Source organism: Streptomyces sp. NPDC015532 (assembly GCF_043078065.1).
Classification (GTDB): Bacteria; Actinomycetota; Actinomycetes; order Streptomycetales; family Streptomycetaceae; genus Streptomyces.
In genome coordinates this window covers 347,322-366,957 of sequence record NZ_JBIBSY010000004.1, presented here as the reverse complement: position 1 = coordinate 366,957, position 19,636 = coordinate 347,322, and the positions used below count along the sequence as shown (strand labels likewise).

Here is a 19,636-nt window from a genome sequence, read left to right as displayed (position 1 = left end):
GCCGGGAGCGTGCCACCGGATGTCCTGGGGCGGCGGCATACTTGGCCGGTCGGTGCCACGGAGGGGGTCCGTCCGGTGGGGCATGATGAGACCCATGGGGACCGAGGGGGAGAACGTCCGTGTGATCGCGGGGCGTTACCGGCTGGATGCCAGAATCGGCCGGGGCGGCATGGGAGTCGTCTGGCGTGCCACCGACCAACTGCTCGGCCGCCGGGTCGCGGTGAAGGAACTGGCCCTCGACGACTCGCTCTCGGCGGAGGAGTCCCGGCTCCAGCGTGACCGCACCCTGCGCGAGGCGCGGGCCGTCGCCCAGCTCAACCACCCGCACATCATCGTCGTCCACGACGTCGTCGAGGACGACGAACGCCCGTACATCGTCATGGAGCTGATCGGCGGCGGCTCGCTCGCCGAACGGATCTCCGCGAACGGGCCGGTCGACGCGCGCGAGGCCGCCCGCATCGGCATCGACCTGCTCGGAGCGCTGCGCCGCGCGCACGAGGCGGGCGTCCTGCACCGCGACCTCAAGCCCGCCAACGTCCTCGTCGAGGAGGGCACCGACCGCATCGTGCTCACCGACTTCGGGATCGCCCAGGTCGCGGGCGCGACGACGCTCACGGAGACCGGCGCGTTCGTCGGCTCACCCGAGTACACCGCGCCCGAACGGATGGCCGGGGCCCGGACCGGCCCCGAGTCCGACCTGTGGTCGCTCGGCGCGCTGCTGTGCACGGTGCTGAGCGGAGCGTCGCCCTTCCGGCGCGACTCCCTCGGCGGCATCCTGCACGCGGTCGTCGTCGACGAGATCCGTCCGCCGGCCCAGGCCGCGCCGCTGCTGCCCGTCGTACGAGGGCTGCTGGAGCGCGATCCGGAGCGGCGGCTCGACGCGGCGGAGGCGGAGCGGATGCTGCGCGCCTTCCGGGACACCGGCCGTACGCCGCGACTGCTGGTCCCGTACACGCCGACGCGGCGGGACGTACCCCATGTGTCCCTGCGCAGGGCCGCGCCCGCGGGGTCGGGGGCCTCCGGCGCCACGGCGGCCGACACCCCGCCCCGGCAGTCCACGCGCAGCCTGCTCGTCGCCGCCGCGCTGGTCGCCGCGATGGCCGGCGCGGGGGTGTCCGCGGCCGCGCTGCTGATGGGCGGCGGCGGAGACGGCAAGCCGGCCTCGTCGAGTGCGCCGGGCACGCCCCGCACACCGGTCACCTCCGCCACCTCGTCCTCGGCGTCCGGCACACCCTCGGCCCCGCCCCGGGGCGCCGGCCCCACCGTGACGGTGACCAGCCACCGGACTCCGTCCGCCGCCGCCCGCACGGCGCCCTCGGGTTACCGCGTCGCGGCCGATCCGAACGGCTTCTCGCTCGCCGTGCCCCACGGCTTCACGCGCGATCCGCAGGGCGAGCGGATCTTCTACATGTCATCGGCGGACACCTTCCGCATCGGCATCAAGGTGACCGATCCCGTGCCGGGCGGTCCGCTGGGCGTGATGCGGCGGGCGGACGCCGACGGGGCCTCCAGCAATCCCGGCTACCGCGACGGCAGGGTCGCGCGGACGGTGCACGAGGGGCACACCGCCGCGCTCTGGGAGTTCACCTGGAACGGCTTCACCGCGGCGGAGGGACCACGGCACACCTACGACCTGTGCTGGGAGGAGGGCGGCCGGATGTACGACGTCTGGGTCTCCGCGCCGGTGGGCCGGGTGACGGAGGCCAAGGAGTACTTCGACGTGGCGGTGGACACCTTCGCGGTCTCGTGACGGAGCGATTCCGTAAACGGGAGATAAGGGATGCCCGCGTCACGGGTCTGTGACCGGTGGGCGCAGAGGCTGGATCACGCGGTGCCCGCCGCGATACAGATGGACGCATGAGCGACGACGGGGGAGTCCCTCGTGGGCGAGACGAGCCGACGAGTTTCAGTCTGCAACCACCGAGACCTGTGACGCGGGAGCGGCAGGCGGGGGCCGCGGTGCCGGGGCAGCCGCCGGAGGGCCAGGGCCACGTCCGGCAGCCGGGAGCGGTGGGGCCCGGCCGTCAGCCGGAGGTTCCGGTCGCCGTGCCGTTCCCGGGCAATCCCTATGCCACGCCCGACATCACCGTCCCGGACCGGGCGGGGTCCCCGGCGCCGGCGCCCTCGGAGGAGAAGGGGGCGGGCCGGCTCGTCGCCGGGCGCTATCGCCTGCTCGCCAAGCTGGGGCACGGCGGCATGGGCACGGTGTGGCGGGCCATGGACGAGACCGTGGATCGCGAGGTCGCCGTCAAGGAACCGCGTGTCCCGGACCATCTTCCCGAGCGTGAACGGGCCAACGCCTACGAGCGGATGCGGCGCGAGGCACGCGCGGCGGCGCGGCTCGACCATCCCGCCGTGGTGAACGTCCACGACGTCGCCGTGGTGGACGGGCAGCCCTGGATCGTCATGGAGCTGGTGCGCGGCCGCTCGCTCGGCGACGCCCTCAGGGAGGGCACCCTCGGCAGCCGCGAGGCCGCGCGCATCGGCCTGGAGGTCCTCGGCGCCCTGGAGGCGGCCCACGCGGCGGGCGTCCTGCACCGTGACGTCAAGCCCGACAACGTGCTCCTCGGGCCGCACGACCGCGTCGTGCTCACCGACTTCGGCATCGCCCGGATCGAGGGCGACACGAACCTGACGGACACCGGCGGCTTCGTCGGCTCACCCGAGTACATCGCCCCGGAGCGGGTGCTGGGAGTGCGCCCGGGGCCCGCCTCCGACCTCTGGTCGCTCGGCGTGGTGCTCTACGCCGCCACCGAGGGCGTCTCACCCTTCCGGCGCAGCAACACCCCTGCCACGCTCCAGTCGGTCCTCAACGCGACACCGGCCGCGCCCACCTCGGCCGGTGCCCCGCTCACCGAGGCGATCAACGGCCTGCTCGCCAAGGAACCGTCCCACCGTCCCGCGGCGGCCGACGTCCGGCGTCTCCTGGAGGAGGCCGTACGGCCGCCCGCCCCCGCGCCGACGCAGGTCACGCGGATGGAGGGCGTCGCGGGCCCGGACGGTACCCCGGTGCCCGGTGGCGGGGGCATCCGTATCGGCCGCAAGACCCTGATCGGTCTCGTGGCATCGGTCGCCGCCGTGCTCGTCGCGGCCGCGACCACGGCGTACGTGGTGACCGCGGACCCGTTCGCCGGTCCGCTGCCGGACGGCTGGAAGAAGCGGCACGTGGCCGACGTCGCCGCGACGCTGGCGGTGCCCGCCGAGTACCAGGAGGGGACACCGGACCGGGCGTCGGACAAGAGGCACTGGGTCACGTACACCGACTGGAGCGGGAGCATCTGGATCCGGCTGAACCTCGCCAGGAAGTCCGAGGACACCAGCAAGGAGATCAAGGACTCGGCGCGGGCCGAGATGTACGCGGACGACGGCACGTTCAAGGCGAGCGGGGAGTACGCCCTGAACATGCCGGCGGGTCCGCGGACGCGGACGAAGCCGGACGCCCGGGCGACATACCGGGGCAGGGAGTCCGCCCAGAACACGGTGGTCTACAAGACCGACGACAGCCAGAATCCCCGTCCCCGCGAAGTGAGGTTCTTCTACTACAAGTCGAAGACCGGCGACATGTACAAGCTCACGATCAGCTATCCGGGCCAGGGCGACTTCACCGCGCGGGGCCGTGAGGTCGCCGACGAGGCGATCGCGAACCTGGACCTCGACAAACCGTGAGAACCGATCCGCCGGTGATCGTCGGACCGACAACGCCCTGATCAGCGCATTTACTGCCAGTGATCACTGGCAGTGTGTGAGCACTCCGTGAAAGGCCATTACCGACGGGTACCCAAAGGGGGCGCGTAGGCATACTCTGCGGCTCATGACGGACTCGCAGGCCGCGGAGCAGGCCACGGACAGCACCGGCGCCGATGAGGCGGCCGGTACCGACGCGACGGCCGGCGCGGCCCTCGCGACCGGCGCGGACCTGACGTCCGCCGCCGACACGGACGCCGCGCCCGCCGCCGGGTCGGAGGACACCGCGCCCGCCGCCGCCGCGCCGGAGGACACCGGCACCGCGACCGCCGCGCCGGACGAGGCCGCGGACGCCGACGCGACCGCCGCCCTCGGCACCAACCCCCTCGCCCCCGCCCCGGCCGGCGCGCGTACCGCCGCCGATGTCGTCAGCCCCGAGCTCGTCGCGCAGCTCACCAAGGGCGTGACCGGGTCAGGGCGTACCGCCAACCACACGCCGTTCACCGGCGAGAAGCTCGCCGACCTGCCCGAGTCCACCCCCGAGGACGTCGAGAAGGCCTTCGAGCGGGCCCGTGCCGCACAGGGCGCCTGGGCGGCCACTCCGGTGCGCCGGCGCGCCGCCGTCCTGCTCCGCTTCCACGACCTCGTGCTCGCCCGGCAGGCCGAGGTCCTGGACCTCATCCAGCTGGAGACCGGCAAGGCCCGGCTGCACGCCCACGAAGAGGTCCAGGCCGTCCTGGTCGCCGCGCGGCACTACGGACTCAAGGCGCCCTCCTATCTGCGCCCCAAGCGCCACGCGGGCGCGATGCCCACCCTCACCAAGGTGACCGAGCTGCGTCACCCGCGCGGTGTCGTCGGCCAGATCGCGCCCTGGAACTACCCGCTGGAGCTGTCGGTCGGCGACGCGCTGCCGGCCTTCGTCGCGGGCAACGCGGTCGTCATGAAGCCCGACACCGAGACCTGCCTCACCGCCCTGTGGGCGCGTGACCTGCTCGTCGAGGCCGGGCTGCCCGCCGAGATCTTCCAGGTCGTCATCGGTGACGGGCCGGTCGTCGGACCCGAGGTCGTCCGGCACGCCGACTACGTCTCCTTCACGGGGTCGACCCGGACCGGCCGCGAGGTCGCGCAGGGCGCGGCCGCCCGTCTCGTCGGCGTCTCCCTCGAACTCGGCGGCAAGAACGCCATGGTGGTCCTGGAGGACGCCGACCTCGACAAGGCCGCCGCGGGCGCCGTCCGCGCCTGCTTCTCCTCCGCCGGCCAACTCTGCATCTCCATCGAGCGGTTGTACGTGCACGAGTCCATAGCCGACGCGTTCACGGAGCGGTTCGCCGCCCGGACCAGGGCCATGCGGCTCGGCACGTCCCTCGCGTACGGGGCGGACATGGGATCGCTGGTCGGGGAGCGGCAGTTGGAGACCGTGACGCGGCACGTCGAGGAAGCCGTCGCCAAGGGGGCCAGGGTCGTCGCCGGCGGTGTCGCCCGGCCCGACGTCGGCCCGTACTTCTACGAGCCCACCATCCTCGACGGAGTGGAGGCCCCGATGGCCGTCTGCGCCGAGGAGACGTTCGGACCCGTCGTCTCCCTCTACCGGTTCTCGACCGAGGACGAGGTCGTCGAGCGCGCCAACTCCACCTCGTACGGCCTCAATTCCTCCGTCTGGACGAAGGACGGCCGGCGCGGTCGCGCGATCGCGGCCCGGCTGCGGACCGGCACGGTGAACGTCAACGAGGGGTACGCGCCCGCGTACGGCAGCGTCCAGTCGCCCATGGGCGGCATGAAGGACTCCGGCCTCGGCCGCCGGCACGGCTCCGAGGGCATCCTCAAATACACCGAGGCGCAGACCGTCGCCCACCAGAGACTGCTGCCGATGGCGCCGTCCCTGGGCATGGACGACGAGAAGTACGCGGCGTTCATGAGCCGGAGCCTCAAGGTCATGAAGGCGTTCCGGCTGCGCTAGCCCACGGCCCCTCGCGGGTCCTCGGCAACGATCCACGGTTCGCAACGGTTCTCAACGAGGAGAGCGGCACGTGTCACAGGAGAGCTCTGTCCAGGAACAGCCGAACGAGGGAACGGGCAAGGGAACACCCGGGGGGGCGGGCGAGGGTCCGCACGGTTACGACTACGACGTCGTCGTCGTCGGCTCCGGCTTCGGCGGCTCCGTCACCGCCCTGCGGCTGACGGAGAAGGGGTACCGCGTGGGTGTCCTCGAAGCGGGCCGGCGTTTCACCCGCGACACGCTCCCCAAGAACTCCTGGGACATCAGGAACTACCTCTGGGCCCCGCGGCTCGGCATGTACGGCATCCAGCGCATCCATCTGCTGGGCAATGTGATGGTGCTGGCGGGCGCGGGCGTGGGCGGCGGTTCGCTCAACTACGCCAACACCCTCTACGTACCGCCGAAGCCGTTCTTCGAGGACCCGCAGTGGAAGGACATCACCGACTGGGAGGAGGAGCTGAAGCCGTACTACGACCAGGCCCGGCGCATGCTGGGTGTGCGGCTCAACCCGACCATGACCCCGTCGGACGTCCACCTGAAGGCCGCCGCGGAGCGGATGGGGGTCGGCGACACCTTCCACATGGCGCCCGTCGGCGTCTTCTTCGGCGACGGACAGGACGCGGACGGCTCCGCCGCGGCGAAGCCCGGCCAGGAGGTCGCCGACCCGTACTTCGGTGGCGCCGGGCCCTCGCGCAAGGCCTGCACCGAATGCGGCGAGTGCATGACCGGCTGCCGCCACGGCGCCAAGAACACCCTCAACGAGAACTATCTCCACCTCGCCGAGAAGGCGGGTGCCGTCGTCCATCCCATGACGACCGTCGTGTCCGTCACCGACGACTCGCGGGGCGGCTACGCCGTCCAGACCCTCCCGACGGACGACCGGCGCAAGGGCCGGGGGCGGACGTTCACCGCGCGCCGGGTCGTTCTCGCGGCCGGCACCTACGGCACCCAGACGCTGCTGCACCGCATGAAGGCGGGCGGTCAGCTCCCGCACCTGTCGAAGAGGCTGGGCGAGCTGACCCGCACCAACTCCGAGGCGCTGGTGGGCGCGCAGACCGACGACCGGCGCTATCGCAAGGCGCACGGGACCCGCAAGGCCGACTTCACCCAGGGTGTGGCCATCACGTCCTCGATCCACCCGGACGAGGACACCCACATCGAACCCGTGCGCTACGGCAAGGGCTCCAACGCCATGGGCGGCATGTCCATCCTCCAAGTCCCCTACGCCGAGGGCTCGTCGAGGGCGGCCGGGTGGTTCGTCAACGCGGCCCGGCACCCGCTGCTGGTGCTCCGGTCGCTGTCCAACCGCCGCTGGTCCGAACGCACCATCATCGGGCTGGTGATGCAGTCGCTCGACAACTCCCTGACGACGTATCTCAAGCCCAAGGGCGCGGGCAAGGGGCTGTTGACGGCACGTCAGGGGCACGGTGCCCCCAACCCCAAGCAGATCGAGGCCGCTTCACGGGCGGCCTCCGTCCTCGCCGAGGAGATCAACGGCTTCCCGGGCAGCAACGTCGGCGAGCTGATGGGCACCCCGCTGACGGCCCACTTCCTCGGCGGCTGCCCGATCGGCGCCGGTCCGGAGGAGGGCGTCATCGACCCCTACCACCGGCTCCACGGTCACCCCGGCATCTCCGTGGTCGACGGCGCCGCCGTCTCCGCGAACCTCGGCGTCAACCCCTCGCTCACCATCACCGCCCAGGCCGAGCGGGCCATGTCGTTCTGGCCCAACAAGGGCGAGGCCGATCCGCGTCCGGCGCCGGGGGCCTCGTACGAGCGTCTCAAGGCGGTGGAGCCGCAGCGCCCCGTCGTTCCCGCGGACGCCTTCGGCGCGCTGCGGCTGCCGTTCCTGGGCATGCCGGCGATGCCGCCGAAGCCGTAGCCCGGGACCGGACCCCGCTCCGTACAGCGAAAGCCCGCACAGCGATAAGCCCGTACCGGGAAGCCGGTAGCGGGAAAGCCCGTGCACAGCGAAAAGAAGGACCTGCGCCCCCCTCCGAGCGCAGGTCCTTCTCTTCGCATGAGACCGACGAAGGTGTCAGTCGTGTCGTGCCGTGGTGTTACGCGCTCGCGCCGGACTTGCGGCGGCGGACGACGACCAGCGCACCGGCACCGGCGACGACGGCGATACCGCCGGCGAGGCCGATCATCGGCAGCGCGGAGCTGGAGCCCGTCTCGGCGAGGCTGCCGTCGACCTGCGGCGTGTTGCTCTTGTCGGCGGGCTTGTCCGTGACCGGGACCTTGCCGCCGCCCTGCGGCTTGGTGCCGTCGGTGTCCGTGCCGGCCGAGACGATCTGGAACTTGTAGGCGACCTCGCCGTAGCCGGTGCACTCCGCGTCGGCGTCGCCGTAGATGCTGGCGCCGAGGGAGAAGCCGGCGCCGACCGGGGCGCTGGACTTCACGTTGATGCGGAGCGGGATGTCGACCTCGTAGTCGGGCTTGAGCTCGTCGGTGTAGCCGACGAAGCCGACGGCGTATCCCTCGGAGTCGACGTCCTCCCAGACCTTGTCGTCCGGGTTGTACGCCTGGAGCTGGACCTGCTTGCTCCTGAACATGTCCTCGCCGTTCTTGTCGGGCGACGCGCCCGCGAAGAAGCCGAGGTCACTCAGGGTGGAGTCGGAGTTGTTCAGGACGTCCAGGGAGAACTTGTGCCATCCGCTGCCCGCCGCGATCTTGCCGGGCAGGCCGGTGATGGAGACCTGGACCTTGGAGTCCGAGCACTCGGAGGGCTCGGGCTCGGGGGACTCCGACTCCGACGCGGACGTGCTGGGCGCGGGCGCGGACTCCGAAGCGGAGGTGCTCGGCGCGGGCGCCGACTCCGAAGCGGAGGTGGAGGCGGAGGCGGACGTCGAGGCCGACGCGGCGTCGGTCGGCTCGGCCGACTCGCTCGCGCTCGGCGACGCCGACTCGGTGGCGGACTCGGACACGCTCGCACTCGGGGACGGGCTTTCTTCCGCGAACGCGGCCGGAGCGACCGACAGCAACGCGAGCGGTGCTATGACAGCCGTCGCGGCCGCAGTGGCCATGGCACGGCGAAGCTTCATGAAGACCTCGGTGATTCTGTGCGCCGTGAACTCGCGGCGCGAATATGGAGTTTGTGGGCGGTCCTCCGCGTATGCGCGCGGATGTGACCGTTGGTTCTGCAGGTGAGACCGGCCGGGCCTGTGAATGGTTGTCCCCTACCTCACGGAATTCTTATGTGGGCTGGGTCACATCGGTGTGCGGCTTGCGCACGCCCGTTCGAGGCGCTTAGAAATGGGCCTCGTGTCTGATCATCAGCCCGGGGAGTCCGGGGAACCGACGGTTCCTGACGACGTGTGGGAACGCTTCGCGCGCGACAGCGAGCGCGACATCCGCGACTCGGCCCCCAAGGAACCATCCGCCCGAGCGCGCATGGTGACGGAGCGGCTGCGCCTTCAGGACGAGCGGGAGGCCGAGCGGTCCGCCCGCCGGTCCGTCCGCCGCTCCGCCCGGAAGGAGCCGCGCCCGGCCGCGCGGCCCGAGGGCTGGCGGACGGGTCCCGCCTGGAGCGAGATGGACAGGCGCGCCGCGCGGCGCCGCAGACTGTGGGCGCTCTTCGGGGTCCCGCTCGCCGTCGCCGTGGCCGTCGTCGCGATGAAGCCGTCCCTGCTGCCCGGCGATCTCCTCGGTGGCTCGGGCGCCTCGGCGTCGGCCGGCCCCGAGCTGCCCGCCGAGACGGCCGCCCCGACCGCGCCGCCCTCTTCGCAGGCCTCTCGAACGCCCACCAGGACAAGGCCGTTCGCCGGATCGCCCGCCGAACGCTGGGCCGACGGCGCCGCCGCGATCGTCGTCCCGAAGGCCACCCCGGTCGGCGCGCTGACGAAGGAGCAGGTCGCCACCGCGCTGCGGCAGACCAGAAAGCTGCTCGTCGGGGCCAATCTCGACCCGGCGACCCTGCGTGGCGAGCGTCCCGCGGAGGCCATCGCGGTCCTCGACCCCAGACAGCCCCACATGATCGACGATGTCGACCGCATGCTGCGCACACCGGACGAGAAGCACGATCCGGTCACCCTGTTCAGCCGCTTCGACCCCGACGAGGCGCGCCTGGTCGGGCACGTCGTCAAGACGCGGGGCCGGATCACGTTCAAGGCGGGCAAGGACGGTTCCGTCGCCATTCACGCCGACTACACCTTCGTCTACCCGCTGTCCCCGGCCGAGGGGGACACGGACGAGGTGGCCCGCACCATCGTGCGCCGCGTCCTCGACGTCGCCTTCCTCGACCCCAGGAAGTTCCGGGTCACCCCGGGCAAGGTCACGATCCGCCAGTACGACCAGGACATCGGCAACTCCGCCTGCGAGGTCTACGACGGCTTCCTGCACCCGCAGTTCGGCTCGACCGCGTCCACCGGGGCGCCGCCGACCGGCCCGACCACCGACCCGTACGACCGCAGCCGCGACCTCCCGGACTCGCCCGGGGAAGGCTGCGGCACGGTGTCCCGCACCTGACGCCTCCGTGCCCCGGCGTCCGCGCTCCGGCGTCCGCGCTCCGGCGTCCGCGCTCCGGGCACGGCGAAGGGCCCCGCGGGACGCGTGTCCGCGGGGCCCTTCTTCCAGCAGCACCGGCGTCAGGGCGGCACCGGTGCTTCGAAGCGGCGTCGGGGGGTGCGCCGCCGGTCGACGGGAGGGGGAGTGGCCGCCGGTCCGCGCCGCGGCGCCCGAGGGCGCGCGGGTGACGACGGCCTGATCAGGTTCCGTCGGACGGCCCCGGGCGTCCCCGGGGCCGACCGTTCTCTTGAGTGACCGGGCTGCTGTCCCCTGCCGTCCGGTCACACGACCTGGAGCGAGGTCCCACGACGTACGGCACGATCCGTACGTCTCATCGCTCCAGTGAAGCCACGCGTGGTTCTTTCGGGCCCGCCCCTGGCTGACACGGACACCAGAAGAAACGAAGTCCGCGGCACCCCGGTCACGCGCCGTACGGGTGAGAGGCGATGCGTACGTGCGTACGCAGGGTGCGGTCCTCAGATCCGGCCGCGGCACAGTTCGAGCAGGGTCATCGCCAGCGAGGTGCCCGGCTTGCCGAGCGCGTCCCGGTAGTGGCCGAGGATCTCCATCTCGCGGGAGAGGTTCACCCGGCGGCCGCCGGACGTGATCCGGGCCTCCTGGATCACGGCCGAGACGGCCATCCGTTCCTGCACGAGACCGATGATCCGGTCGTCCAGGGCGTCGATGCGCTCACGGGCGCCGGTGATCACGTCGGCGGCCTCGTCGGTGCGGGCGCCGGTCTTGTCGAGTACGTCGGCCATGGTGGGGCTCCTCGGTGGAAGGGGTGCCCCGGAGCGGCAGGGCCCGGAAACGGCAGACGCCCCGGGCCTTGTCGGCCCGGGGCGCCTGGGAAGTCGCTTGTCAGTTGCTCAAGCAGCACGACCATGGCAGCCGGTGGGCCGGTTGCCATAGGTAAACAGGAAGGTCGTGTGCGTGAGCATGACGGCAGTATGCACGCCCGCGGGGCGCCGGCCAAAGCGGGTTCGGATCGTGAGACCCGGGCCCCTGGACCCCGGCGGCGCCGGGCCCACCGCGGCCCCCGGTAGAATCGGCCCCACACACCCTTTTGCTCACCGCCGGAAGGCAGACCGTGCCAGAAGCGTCCCCCGCCGCCCCCGACACCGTCCTGGTCGTCGACTTCGGTGCGCAGTACGCCCAGCTCATCGCCCGTCGCGTCCGTGAGGCCCGGGTCTACAGCGAGATCGTGCCGAGCACCATGCCGGTCCAGGAGATGCTCGCCAAGAACCCGGCCGCGATCATCCTCTCCGGCGGTCCCTCGTCGGTGTACGCGGAGGGCGCCCCGCGCCTGGACCGCGAGCTCTTCGAGGCGGGAGTCCCCGTCTTCGGCATGTGCTATGGCTTCCAGCTCATGGCCACGACCCTCGGCGGCACGGTCGACAACACCGGCGCCCGCGAGTACGGCCGTACGCCGCTGCACGTCTCGAAGTCCGGCTCGACCCTGTTCGAGGGCACCCCGGACGAGCAGCCGGTGTGGATGTCGCACGGCGACGCCTGCTCCGCCGCTCCCGAGGGCTTCACGGTCACGGCCTCCACGGACGTCGTCCCGGTCGCCGCCTTCGAGAACGACGAGAAGAAGCTCTACGGCGTCCAGTACCACCCCGAGGTCATGCACTCCACGCACGGCCAGCAGGTCCTGGAGCACTTCCTGTACCGCGGCGCGGGTATCACCCCGACCTGGACCACCGGCAACGTCATCGACGAGCAGGTCGCCCTGATCCGCGAGCAGGTCGGCACCAAGCGCGCCATCTGCGGTCTGTCCGGCGGTGTGGACTCCGCCGTCGCCGCGGCCCTCGTGCAGAAGGCCATCGGCTCCCAGCTCACCTGTGTGTACGTCGACCACGGTCTGATGCGCCAGGGCGAGACCGAGCAGGTCGAGAAGGACTTCGTCGCCGCGACCGGCGTGCAGCTCAAGGTCGTGGACGCGGAGGAGCGCTTCCTCACCGCGCTCAAGGGTGTCTCGGACCCCGAGGAGAAGCGGAAGATCATCGGCCGCGAGTTCATCCGCGTCTTCGAGCAGGCCCAGGCGGAGATCATCGCCGAGGCCGCCGAGGGCGAGGACGTCGCGTTCCTCGTGCAGGGCACGCTCTACCCGGACGTGGTCGAGTCGGGCGGCGGCACCGGCACGGCCAACATCAAGTCCCACCACAACGTGGGCGGCCTCCCCGAGGACCTGGAGTTCCAGCTCGTCGAGCCGCTGCGCCAGCTGTTCAAGGACGAGGTCCGGATGGTCGGCCAGGAGCTCGGCCTGCCCGACGAGATCGTCCAGCGCCAGCCGTTCCCCGGCCCCGGCCTCGGCATCCGGATCGTCGGCGAGGTGACCAAGGAGCGTCTCGACCTGCTCCGCGCCGCCGACGCCATCGCCCGCGAGGAGCTGACCGCCGCCGGTCTCGACCGTGAGATCTGGCAGTGCCCGGTCGTCCTGCTCGCCGACGTGCGCAGCGTGGGCGTCCAGGGCGACGGCCGCACCTACGGCCACCCGATCGTCCTCCGTCCGGTGTCCAGCGAGGACGCCATGACGGCCGACTGGTCGCGGCTGCCGTACGACGTCCTGGCGAAGATCTCGACCCGGATCACGAACGAGGTCGCGGACGTCAACCGCGTCGTGCTCGACGTGACGAGCAAGCCCCCGGGCACCATCGAGTGGGAGTAGTCCTCCCAGGGCGGGAGTAGTCCTCCCACCCAGGGTGGGAGTAGTCCTTCCAGGGTGGGAGTGACGCTCCCGCCTCAGGTCCGCTTGAGCGTGCGCACCGGCGCGCCGGGCTTCCAGACCTGGACAACCAGATACGTGTCGTCCTCGACATAGGTCCGCGTGACCTCCGTCAGCTCGGTGCGGAAGAGGTGGAACGGCTCCGGCGGTTCCACCTCTTTCACGTACGCGGCCTTGGCGGGGACGCCGTCGCCCACCTCGACCGCCCGCCCGCTGATCCGTACGTCGCCGCCGCCCATGTCGGTACCGGCCCCCGGGTTCGCCTGGAGCGCGAAGCGCGGGTCGCGGCGCAGGTCGTGCGCCTTGAGGGAGTCCGGCATCATGCCGAGCCACAGCTCGCCGTCGAGAAAGCGCACCTCGATGCCGGAGGTGCGGGGCGAGCCGTCCTTGCGGAGGGTCGCGAGGACGTGGTGGGTGAAGGCGCCGAAGCGCTGTTCGACGGTGCCGGCGAGGTCCGGTTCGGCGGTGGAGAGTGCTGCCCAGTTCATAGGCCGAGTCTGACGCGTATACCCGACATCTCCTGTCGGGTATTGCCTGTTTTCCCCGGCGTTCCACATTTTTCTCTCACGGAACACCCCTGTTCTCCTGCGCTGACCCCGGGTAACTTCCGCTCGTACCGAACACGCCAGTGCTGGAGGACAGATGCACGGGTCCACTCCGCCGCTGCCCCGCCCCACCGACCAGCTCCGCTTCGCCATGCCGCCGATGCACGAGTCGACGGACGACGAACGGCGGCACCGCAAGGAGCGGCTAGCCGGCGCGCTGCGGCTGTTCGGGCGGCTCGGCTTCGAGGACGGCGTCTCTGGACACATCACGGCACGCGACCCGGAGTACAGCGACTGCTTCTGGGTCAATCCGTTCGGCATGCCGTTCAAGCACGTCACCGTCGGCGACCTGGTCATGGTCAACGGGGAGGGCCAGGTGATCGAGGGCCGCTACCACGTGAACCAGGCCGCGTTCACCGTGCACTCCCAGGTCCACGCGGCCCGCCCCGACGTCGTCGCCGTCGCCCACTGCCACTCCGTGCACGGCCGTGCCCTCGCCGCCCTCGGCGACCTGCTCGACCCGATCACCCAGGAGAGCTGCGCGTTCTACGAGGACCACGCTCTGTACGACGCCTACACAGGGGTCGCCGTCGACGCCGCGGAAGGCCGCAGGATCGCGTCCGCGCTGGGCAGCCGCAAGGCGCTGGTGCTGCGCAACCACGGGCTGCTGACCGTCGGCGACTCGGTGGACGCGGCGGCCTGGTGGTTCCTGTCCATGGAGCGGTCGAGCCAGGTCCAGCTCACCGCGAAGGCCGCGGGCCGGCCCCTCCTCATCGACCACAAGCAGGCGGTCGCCACCCGCGAACAGCTCGGCGGTGACCTGGTGGCGTGGATCAACTACCAGCCGCTGTGGCAGGACATCAGCCGCAGTGAACCCGATCTCCTCAGCTAGCGCCCCGGCGGGATCCGGGGTTTCCAGCCGCGCAGGTCAGGGCTGGAAACCCCGCAGAACGGCCGTCTTCGTCAGGGCGAACTCCGCGTCCGTCAGCACCCCGTCGCGGTGCAGTTCGCCCAACTCCCGCAGCCTGCGCAGCAGTACGTCGTGATGGTCGGACCGCGCCGGCACCACCGGCGCCGGCCGGGGCCGCTCCGCGTACGCGCCGGTGCGGGTGGAGGGATGCGGCAGCCGGGCCGTGACCGCAGTGGCGACCAGCGCGGTGAGCAGGTCGCGGCGGACGCTGCCCCACAGATCGAGGGTGTACGGGTCCTTCTCGGGCGGCAGTTCACAGGAGCCCGCCTCGCCCGTCACGAAACGCAGGAAACCGTCCCCGTAACCGGAGTTGGGCAGCCATTCGACCTGAACGAGGTCGCCCAGGCCGATGATCCGGGGCCCCGTCGCCCGCTTGACCCGGTCCGAGGTGTCCGCCCAGTCGATGCGTACCCGCTTCCCGTCGAAGGAGACCGTGCCGTCGCTGGACCGGACGGACACCGGGACCGGCGGACCCGTGAGCAGATACGCCGTCGCCGGTTCCGTGGGGACCTGGTCCAGCAGCAGCGCGCGGCGGATCTCCTCGGCCACGTACGCGGCCACTCCGGAACGGTCCGTGCCGACCGACAGGCTGTAGGGGTCCGCCGCCTCGGGCAGCCGGCCCCCGGTCGCCTGGAGCAGCGGGTCGGCGCCCTCGCGAAGCCGCAGCCGCAGCCGGCCGCGTCTGCGTTCCGGTTCGTGGACGACACCCGACACCGCTTCCAGAGGAACGGCGATCTCCCCGTACGTCTGCCGGAACAGCGGTACGGTTCGATGCAGTCCCGGCGTGATCCTGATCGTGCTGCCGTCGAAGGCCCAGGTTCCGTCGCGCTGGATGATCTCGGCCATGGGCGAATTCTCCCAGCCGGGTCAACAAGGGGTCGCTCGCTTCGCCCGCGCTGAGCCGACCTGACGCATCCGCGCAGTGTTCCGTACGGCACAATTCGCTGTCGTCACAGGAGAGTTGCCGGGCGGGCGTACGGCAGCCGGGCGTTCGTGACATTCCGGCTGTACGGAGTTTTTTCTGGCGCGGGAAGGCGGCAGCAAGCGTGGCGGTGCAAGAGGCGAGACACGGTGCGGGGCACGGTGCCGGGCCGGTGTCCGGGTCGGGCACCGGCCGGAGCGGTGGTCCAGGTGGCGGTCCGGGTGCGGAGCAGGGCGGGGGACCGGGCGGGCACGAGGGCGGCTGCACGTGCGGGGACTGCCCGCACGGGGCGCGTACGGGGCACCGGCGGGCCGTCGCCGCGTTCCTCGCCAAACGCGACGCGCTGGCGGCCGGGCAGGGGCTGCCCGCCGGTGTCGCGCACTCTGCCTCGGCGTCCCGGCAGTGGGTGTCCGACGAACTCACCCAGTCCGCGGACCTCGTCGCCGAACGCGGCCGCCTGGAAGGCGAGGCATGGCTGGGCCGGCTGTGGCGGTACACCGCGTCCACGGTCTGGGCCGCCGTCGTCGTCCTCCTGCTCGTGCAGGCGCTCACCGCGATCGGGGCCGGCTGGACGGCGGCGCGGACGGCGGGGCTGCTGGCCGCGGTCGTGCTGGCCGGACTCCTGACCGGGGCGGCCTGGCTGCACCGGACGCGGGGCGGGGCTCTCGCGCCGGTCATCGGCGAGGACAACCGGCTCTCCACCTCCCGCGCGGTGGCCACCGGCTGGGTGCTGCTCGTGGTGTACGCGGTGCTCGTGCTGGTGGGGCAGATCGCGGCGGCCTCCGCGCCCGGCCGCCGGGACGACCTCATCGCCGGGCTCGAACTCGCCCGGGCGGCCGGTGTCGTGACCGTCGTCGCGGTGGTCTGCGGGGTCGCCGTGCTGGTGCGGCGGGTGGTCGGGCTGCGGGTGCTCGGGCAGCGGCTGCAGAAGGTCCGCGCGGACCGGCCGCGGGCCGCTGACCTGCTGACCGACGACTCCGGGCGGGGCGGCTTCGCCGACATCCAGTACGTCGTGATCAGCGGGGTCGCTCTCGTCTTCGCGGCGGTACGGCTGGCTCGGCGGCCGTCGCAGTTGCCCGATCTTCCGTGGGGGCTGGCCCTGTTGGTGCTGGTGTCGGCCGCGACCTATCTCGCCGGGAAGTACGCCGAGGGCGGGCGGCCGGTGATCCTCTCCGTGGTCCGGTCCCGTGAGGCGGGCGATCTGGACGCGCCCATTCGCACCGGGGACGACATCGAGATCCGCGGTGCCGGGTTCGTGCCGCCGGGGGCGCAGACCGCGGACCGGCTGTCACGGATGGTCGTGCGGATCGGGCCGGTGCATGTGCATGTGCCCTTGGTCCCGGTGTCCGGGGGGTTCAGCAATCCCACGGACGCGGTGCTGACGGTGCCTGTGCCGGTGGACGTGGAGCCGGGGCGGGTGGAGGTGCAGGTGGTCACCGCGGCGGGGGTCGAGACGAACCGGTACGAGATCGACGTGACCGACTGAGGGTTCGCTTGCGCTGGCGTTCGCGGTCGCGGTCGCGGGTGCGGGTGCGGGTGCGGGCGTGGGTGTGTTGTGGGGCGGGGCCGTGCCGGTGCATCAGCCCGTCGCCGTTGGGTGAGGGGTGGGCGTCGGTGGCGACGGGCATCGATGTACCGGCGCGGCCCCTCGCGTCGGATCCCGGGTGCGGGTGCGGGTGCGTTGTGGTGGCCGGTTCGGATTTCAGTCCCGGCCGGGGAAATTTCAGCCCCTCCGGCGTTTGAGGAGCGGGGTCTGGGCCGGAGCCCCAGGGTGGGTCGGGTAGGGGCGGTGGGGGCGAGAGTCGGTTGTGGCTGTGCCGGGGCGTTTCGAGAGGTGGGGGCCGGAAAGGGTCCGTCGGCTGAGTCAGGGAACCGATTCGTACGTATGGTCTGTTGAGTGGCCAACGGCACGCGGGTGAGAGGTGGCGGAGAGCGATGACTCACGGTATGCGGACGGATACTCACCCCCAGTATCTGGGGGAGCGACGGGACTGGCGGGAGACCGCGACGCACTACGCCCTGTTGCCCCTGCGGATCTTCCTGGGCGTCACCTTCATCTACGCGGGCCTCGACAAACTGACGGACAGCGCGTTCATGAAGGCCTCCGGCTCGGGCTCGATCGGCGACATGATGCGCACGGTGCGTGACTCCTCCGCGATACCGGCCCTCGTCGACCTGTCCCTGAAGAATCCCGTCGGCTTCGGCTACGCCATCGCGTTCGGTGAGCTGGCCGTCGGCATCGGCACCCTGATCGGACTGCTGGCCCGCCTCGCCGCGTTCGGCGGCGCGCTCATCTCGCTCAGCCTGTGGCTGACCGTGAGCTGGGCCTCCGACCCGTACTACTTCGGCAACGACCTCCCGTACCTGTTCTGCTGGACACCTCTCGTACTGGCCGGGGCGTCCTACTGGTCACTGGACGCCGTGATCAGGCGCCGACGCCGGCCACAGACCGGCTACTGAGGCCCGGCCCGTTCGGATCAGTGGGGAGCGGGCGAGGGACACGTCGCTCAGGCGGTTCGGGGGGCCTAGGAGTTCACGCTCCGCGGCCCCCGGTTCGCACGGCGTCTGCGGACCACGCGGTTCACGGACGCCACGGCGCCCGCCAGACAGAGCCCGACGACAACGACGGGGATGACGGCGAACCACTCGGTGTCCCACCAGCCGGCCGCGTCTCCGGCGTAGGCGATGCCCCCGGCGGTGAGGAAGAGGCCCGCCACCAGCTTTCCGGGCTGGAACTCATGACGTGGCACGGGCCACCTCCGCCTGGCCGACGCCGACCTGGAGGTCGAGGTCGAAGATGCCGCCGTCCTTGCCGCCCGTCGCCGGCGGCAGGGTCACCTGCTTGTGCTTGCCCGGTTCCACGTCCACGTCCTTCTTGTCGTCACCCGGCAACTGGATGTCTCCGACGCCCACCTCGACGGTCAGCCGCACGGTCGCGTCCTTGGGGACGATCACCTTCAGCCGGCCCGCGCCCACCTCGGCGTTCGTCTTCACCGTCTGTCCCCTGGCGAGATCGACTCGGCTGAGGTCGAGGGTGCCCACGCCCGTGCCCAGGTCGTAGGCCGTCCGGACGTCGGCCGCGGTCGCCGGGGCCCACTTCGTCCGCACCCAGTGCGTGTCGATGTCCTTCGGCAGGGCCGCGGAGGCCGCGAGGAGCCCGGCCGTGATCACCGCCAGGAAGACCGTTCCCGCGCCCGTGCGGCCACGGAACGAGCTCACGGCGATCCCCAGGCCGAACACGATGAGCGCGGCGGCCAGTCCGGCCTGGAGGCTGGTGCCGAGCGACCGGTCGTGCCAGTTCGAGCCCGTGGTCAGGCCGCCCGCGAGGAGGGCCAGCAGGAAGACGCGGCCGCCTATGGGACGAGGGCCACGCTGCCCGCGCTCCCGTTCCGTCCGCGGGACGGCGCGGGAGGTGCCGCGGGCGATGTTGAGCGCGGCCGCGACATCGCGGTCCCGGGTCTCCACGGGACCCCACATATAGCCGGTGCCGCCGACATGCGAACCGTCCTTGACGATCGGCTCGCGCCACCAGGAGGGATAGGAGTCGGGGACCGGCGGGGCCTTCGCCTCCGGCGGGGCGTCGGCGGCGGCCTGCGCGGCCAGCGGGTCCGGGTCGGCGGCGCCGCGGTTCCGCGACCAGTAACCCGCCCCCGCCAGCAGGAGGGACAGGACGACGGCGAACGTCAGCACGCTGCCGTTCTTCAGCATGGACAGGAACACTCCGCAGCCGACCAGCGCGAAGAGCACGGCGGTCAGAGCGGGGCCGTCGACCCGGCCGGTGAGCAGCTTGCGGACCTCGTTCTCCTCCTCCTCGTCGTCGTACGGGACGAAGAGCCAGGCGAAGCCGTAGAAGATGAGGCCGATGCCACCGGTCGCGGCGAGCACCGCGAGCACGATGCGGAAGATCACCGGGTCCATGTCGCACTGCCGGCCGAGCCCGGCGCACACCCCGCCGAGCGTCTTCTGCCGACGGTCGCGCCGGAACCCGCGCGGCACCCCGGAGGACGGGTCGGCGCCGGCGTCCGCCGGCCGTGTCCCGGCCGCCTCCCCATGAGCGCGCGGCTCGTCACCCGGAGCGGTGCCGGGATCCGGCTCCGCCGCCGCGTGCTGCTGATCTGTCATGCGTCCATGGTGACGGGCGGGACGGCGCGGCGGCAGTCGGGATGACCCTGGACGAACCCTGATATCCGCCCGGAGGGGAGGGCGGGGACCGTTCGAACGGCGATTCCCGAAGATCAGGGGAGTATCGGGGGCCGACCCTGATGCTCCGGTACCCCGGGCGTGT

At 71.9% G+C, this 19,636-nt stretch carries 15 protein-coding genes; 9 read left to right on the top strand and 6 right to left on the bottom strand.

Annotation, left to right across the window (positions count from 1 at the left end; genetic code table 11):
• The first annotated feature begins 94 nt into the window (after nt 1-94).
• The 4 genes from ACF07B_RS16020 (at nt 95) to ACF07B_RS16005 (ending at nt 7,562) form a co-directional block, all read left to right on the top strand.
• The gene (locus tag ACF07B_RS16020; RefSeq protein ID WP_392179386.1) at nt 95-1,750 is read left to right on the top strand and encodes a serine/threonine-protein kinase; all 1,656 of its coding nucleotides are present in this window, start codon (nt 95-97) and stop codon (nt 1,748-1,750) included.
• 107 nt (nt 1,751-1,857) lie between these two features.
• Nucleotides 1,858-3,666 (top strand): serine/threonine-protein kinase, encoded by a 1,809-nt coding sequence (locus ACF07B_RS16015; RefSeq protein ID WP_392179385.1) that lies wholly within the window; start codon nt 1,858-1,860, stop codon nt 3,664-3,666.
• A gap of 145 nt (nt 3,667-3,811) precedes the next feature.
• Nucleotides 3,812-5,641, top strand: a complete 1,830-nt coding sequence (locus ACF07B_RS16010) for a succinic semialdehyde dehydrogenase (RefSeq protein WP_392179384.1) — start codon at nt 3,812-3,814, stop codon at nt 5,639-5,641.
• Nucleotides 5,642-5,711: 70 nt separating this feature from the next.
• On the top strand, nt 5,712-7,562 hold the full coding sequence (locus ACF07B_RS16005; protein WP_392179383.1) for a GMC family oxidoreductase N-terminal domain-containing protein: 1,851 nt from the start codon (nt 5,712-5,714) through the stop codon (nt 7,560-7,562).
• A 178-nt stretch (nt 7,563-7,740) separates the two neighbouring features.
• Here the strand turns inward: ACF07B_RS16005 and ACF07B_RS16000 are convergent, their stop codons facing one another.
• Nucleotides 7,741-8,724, bottom strand: a complete 984-nt coding sequence (locus ACF07B_RS16000) for an LAETG motif-containing sortase-dependent surface protein (RefSeq protein ID WP_384234509.1) — start codon at nt 8,722-8,724, stop codon at nt 7,741-7,743.
• A 211-nt stretch (nt 8,725-8,935) separates the two neighbouring features.
• Here ACF07B_RS16000 and ACF07B_RS15995 point away from each other — a divergent pair, with 211 nt between their 5' ends.
• Nucleotides 8,936-10,147 (top strand): hypothetical protein, encoded by a 1,212-nt coding sequence (locus ACF07B_RS15995; RefSeq protein WP_392179382.1) that lies wholly within the window; start codon nt 8,936-8,938, stop codon nt 10,145-10,147.
• A gap of 515 nt (nt 10,148-10,662) precedes the next feature.
• On the opposite strand, the gene ACF07B_RS15990 is transcribed toward ACF07B_RS15995, so the two are convergent.
• Entirely contained in the window at nt 10,663-10,947 is a 285-nt protein-coding gene (locus ACF07B_RS15990; RefSeq protein WP_329301276.1) for a chorismate mutase, read from the bottom strand.
• 329 nt (nt 10,948-11,276) lie between these two features.
• On the opposite strand from ACF07B_RS15990, the gene guaA reads away from it, so the two are divergent.
• Complete coding sequence (guaA, locus tag ACF07B_RS15985; RefSeq protein ID WP_328670989.1) at nt 11,277-12,857, top strand: glutamine-hydrolyzing GMP synthase; 1,581 nt, start codon at nt 11,277-11,279, stop codon at nt 12,855-12,857.
• Between the two features lie 74 nt (nt 12,858-12,931).
• Here guaA and ACF07B_RS15980 read toward each other — a convergent pair whose 3' ends face one another.
• Complete coding sequence (locus ACF07B_RS15980) at nt 12,932-13,402, bottom strand: pyridoxamine 5'-phosphate oxidase family protein (RefSeq protein ID WP_369484446.1); 471 nt, start codon at nt 13,400-13,402, stop codon at nt 12,932-12,934.
• A 154-nt stretch (nt 13,403-13,556) separates the two neighbouring features.
• On the opposite strand from ACF07B_RS15980, the gene ACF07B_RS15975 reads away from it, so the two are divergent.
• Nucleotides 13,557-14,351, top strand: coding sequence for a class II aldolase/adducin family protein (locus tag ACF07B_RS15975; protein ID WP_369484447.1), 795 nt, complete (start codon nt 13,557-13,559; stop codon nt 14,349-14,351).
• A gap of 36 nt (nt 14,352-14,387) precedes the next feature.
• Here the strand turns inward: ACF07B_RS15975 and ACF07B_RS15970 are convergent, their stop codons facing one another.
• The gene (locus ACF07B_RS15970; protein ID WP_392179381.1) at nt 14,388-15,275 is read right to left on the bottom strand and encodes a DUF4429 domain-containing protein; all 888 of its coding nucleotides are present in this window, start codon (nt 15,273-15,275) and stop codon (nt 14,388-14,390) included.
• Between the two features lie 248 nt (nt 15,276-15,523).
• Here ACF07B_RS15970 and ACF07B_RS15965 point away from each other — a divergent pair, with 248 nt between their 5' ends.
• Together ACF07B_RS15965 and ACF07B_RS15960 are read left to right on the top strand one after the other, a co-directional pair.
• On the top strand, nt 15,524-16,837 hold the full coding sequence (locus ACF07B_RS15965; protein WP_392179380.1) for a hypothetical protein: 1,314 nt from the start codon (nt 15,524-15,526) through the stop codon (nt 16,835-16,837).
• 449 nt (nt 16,838-17,286) lie between these two features.
• Nucleotides 17,287-17,811: a DoxX family protein gene (locus tag ACF07B_RS15960; RefSeq protein WP_369485923.1), complete on the top strand. Its 525-nt coding sequence runs from the start codon at nt 17,287-17,289 to the stop codon at nt 17,809-17,811.
• Between the two features lie 65 nt (nt 17,812-17,876).
• Here ACF07B_RS15960 and ACF07B_RS15955 read toward each other — a convergent pair whose 3' ends face one another.
• Together ACF07B_RS15955 and ACF07B_RS15950 are read right to left on the bottom strand one after the other, a co-directional pair.
• Nucleotides 17,877-18,101, bottom strand: a complete 225-nt coding sequence (locus ACF07B_RS15955) for a hypothetical protein (RefSeq protein ID WP_369485922.1) — start codon at nt 18,099-18,101, stop codon at nt 17,877-17,879.
• Complete coding sequence (locus tag ACF07B_RS15950) at nt 18,088-19,473, bottom strand: PspC domain-containing protein (RefSeq protein WP_392179379.1); 1,386 nt, start codon at nt 19,471-19,473, stop codon at nt 18,088-18,090. The genes ACF07B_RS15955 and ACF07B_RS15950 overlap by 14 nt, the downstream gene beginning before the upstream one ends.
• Nucleotides 19,474-19,636: the final 163 nt, after the last annotated feature.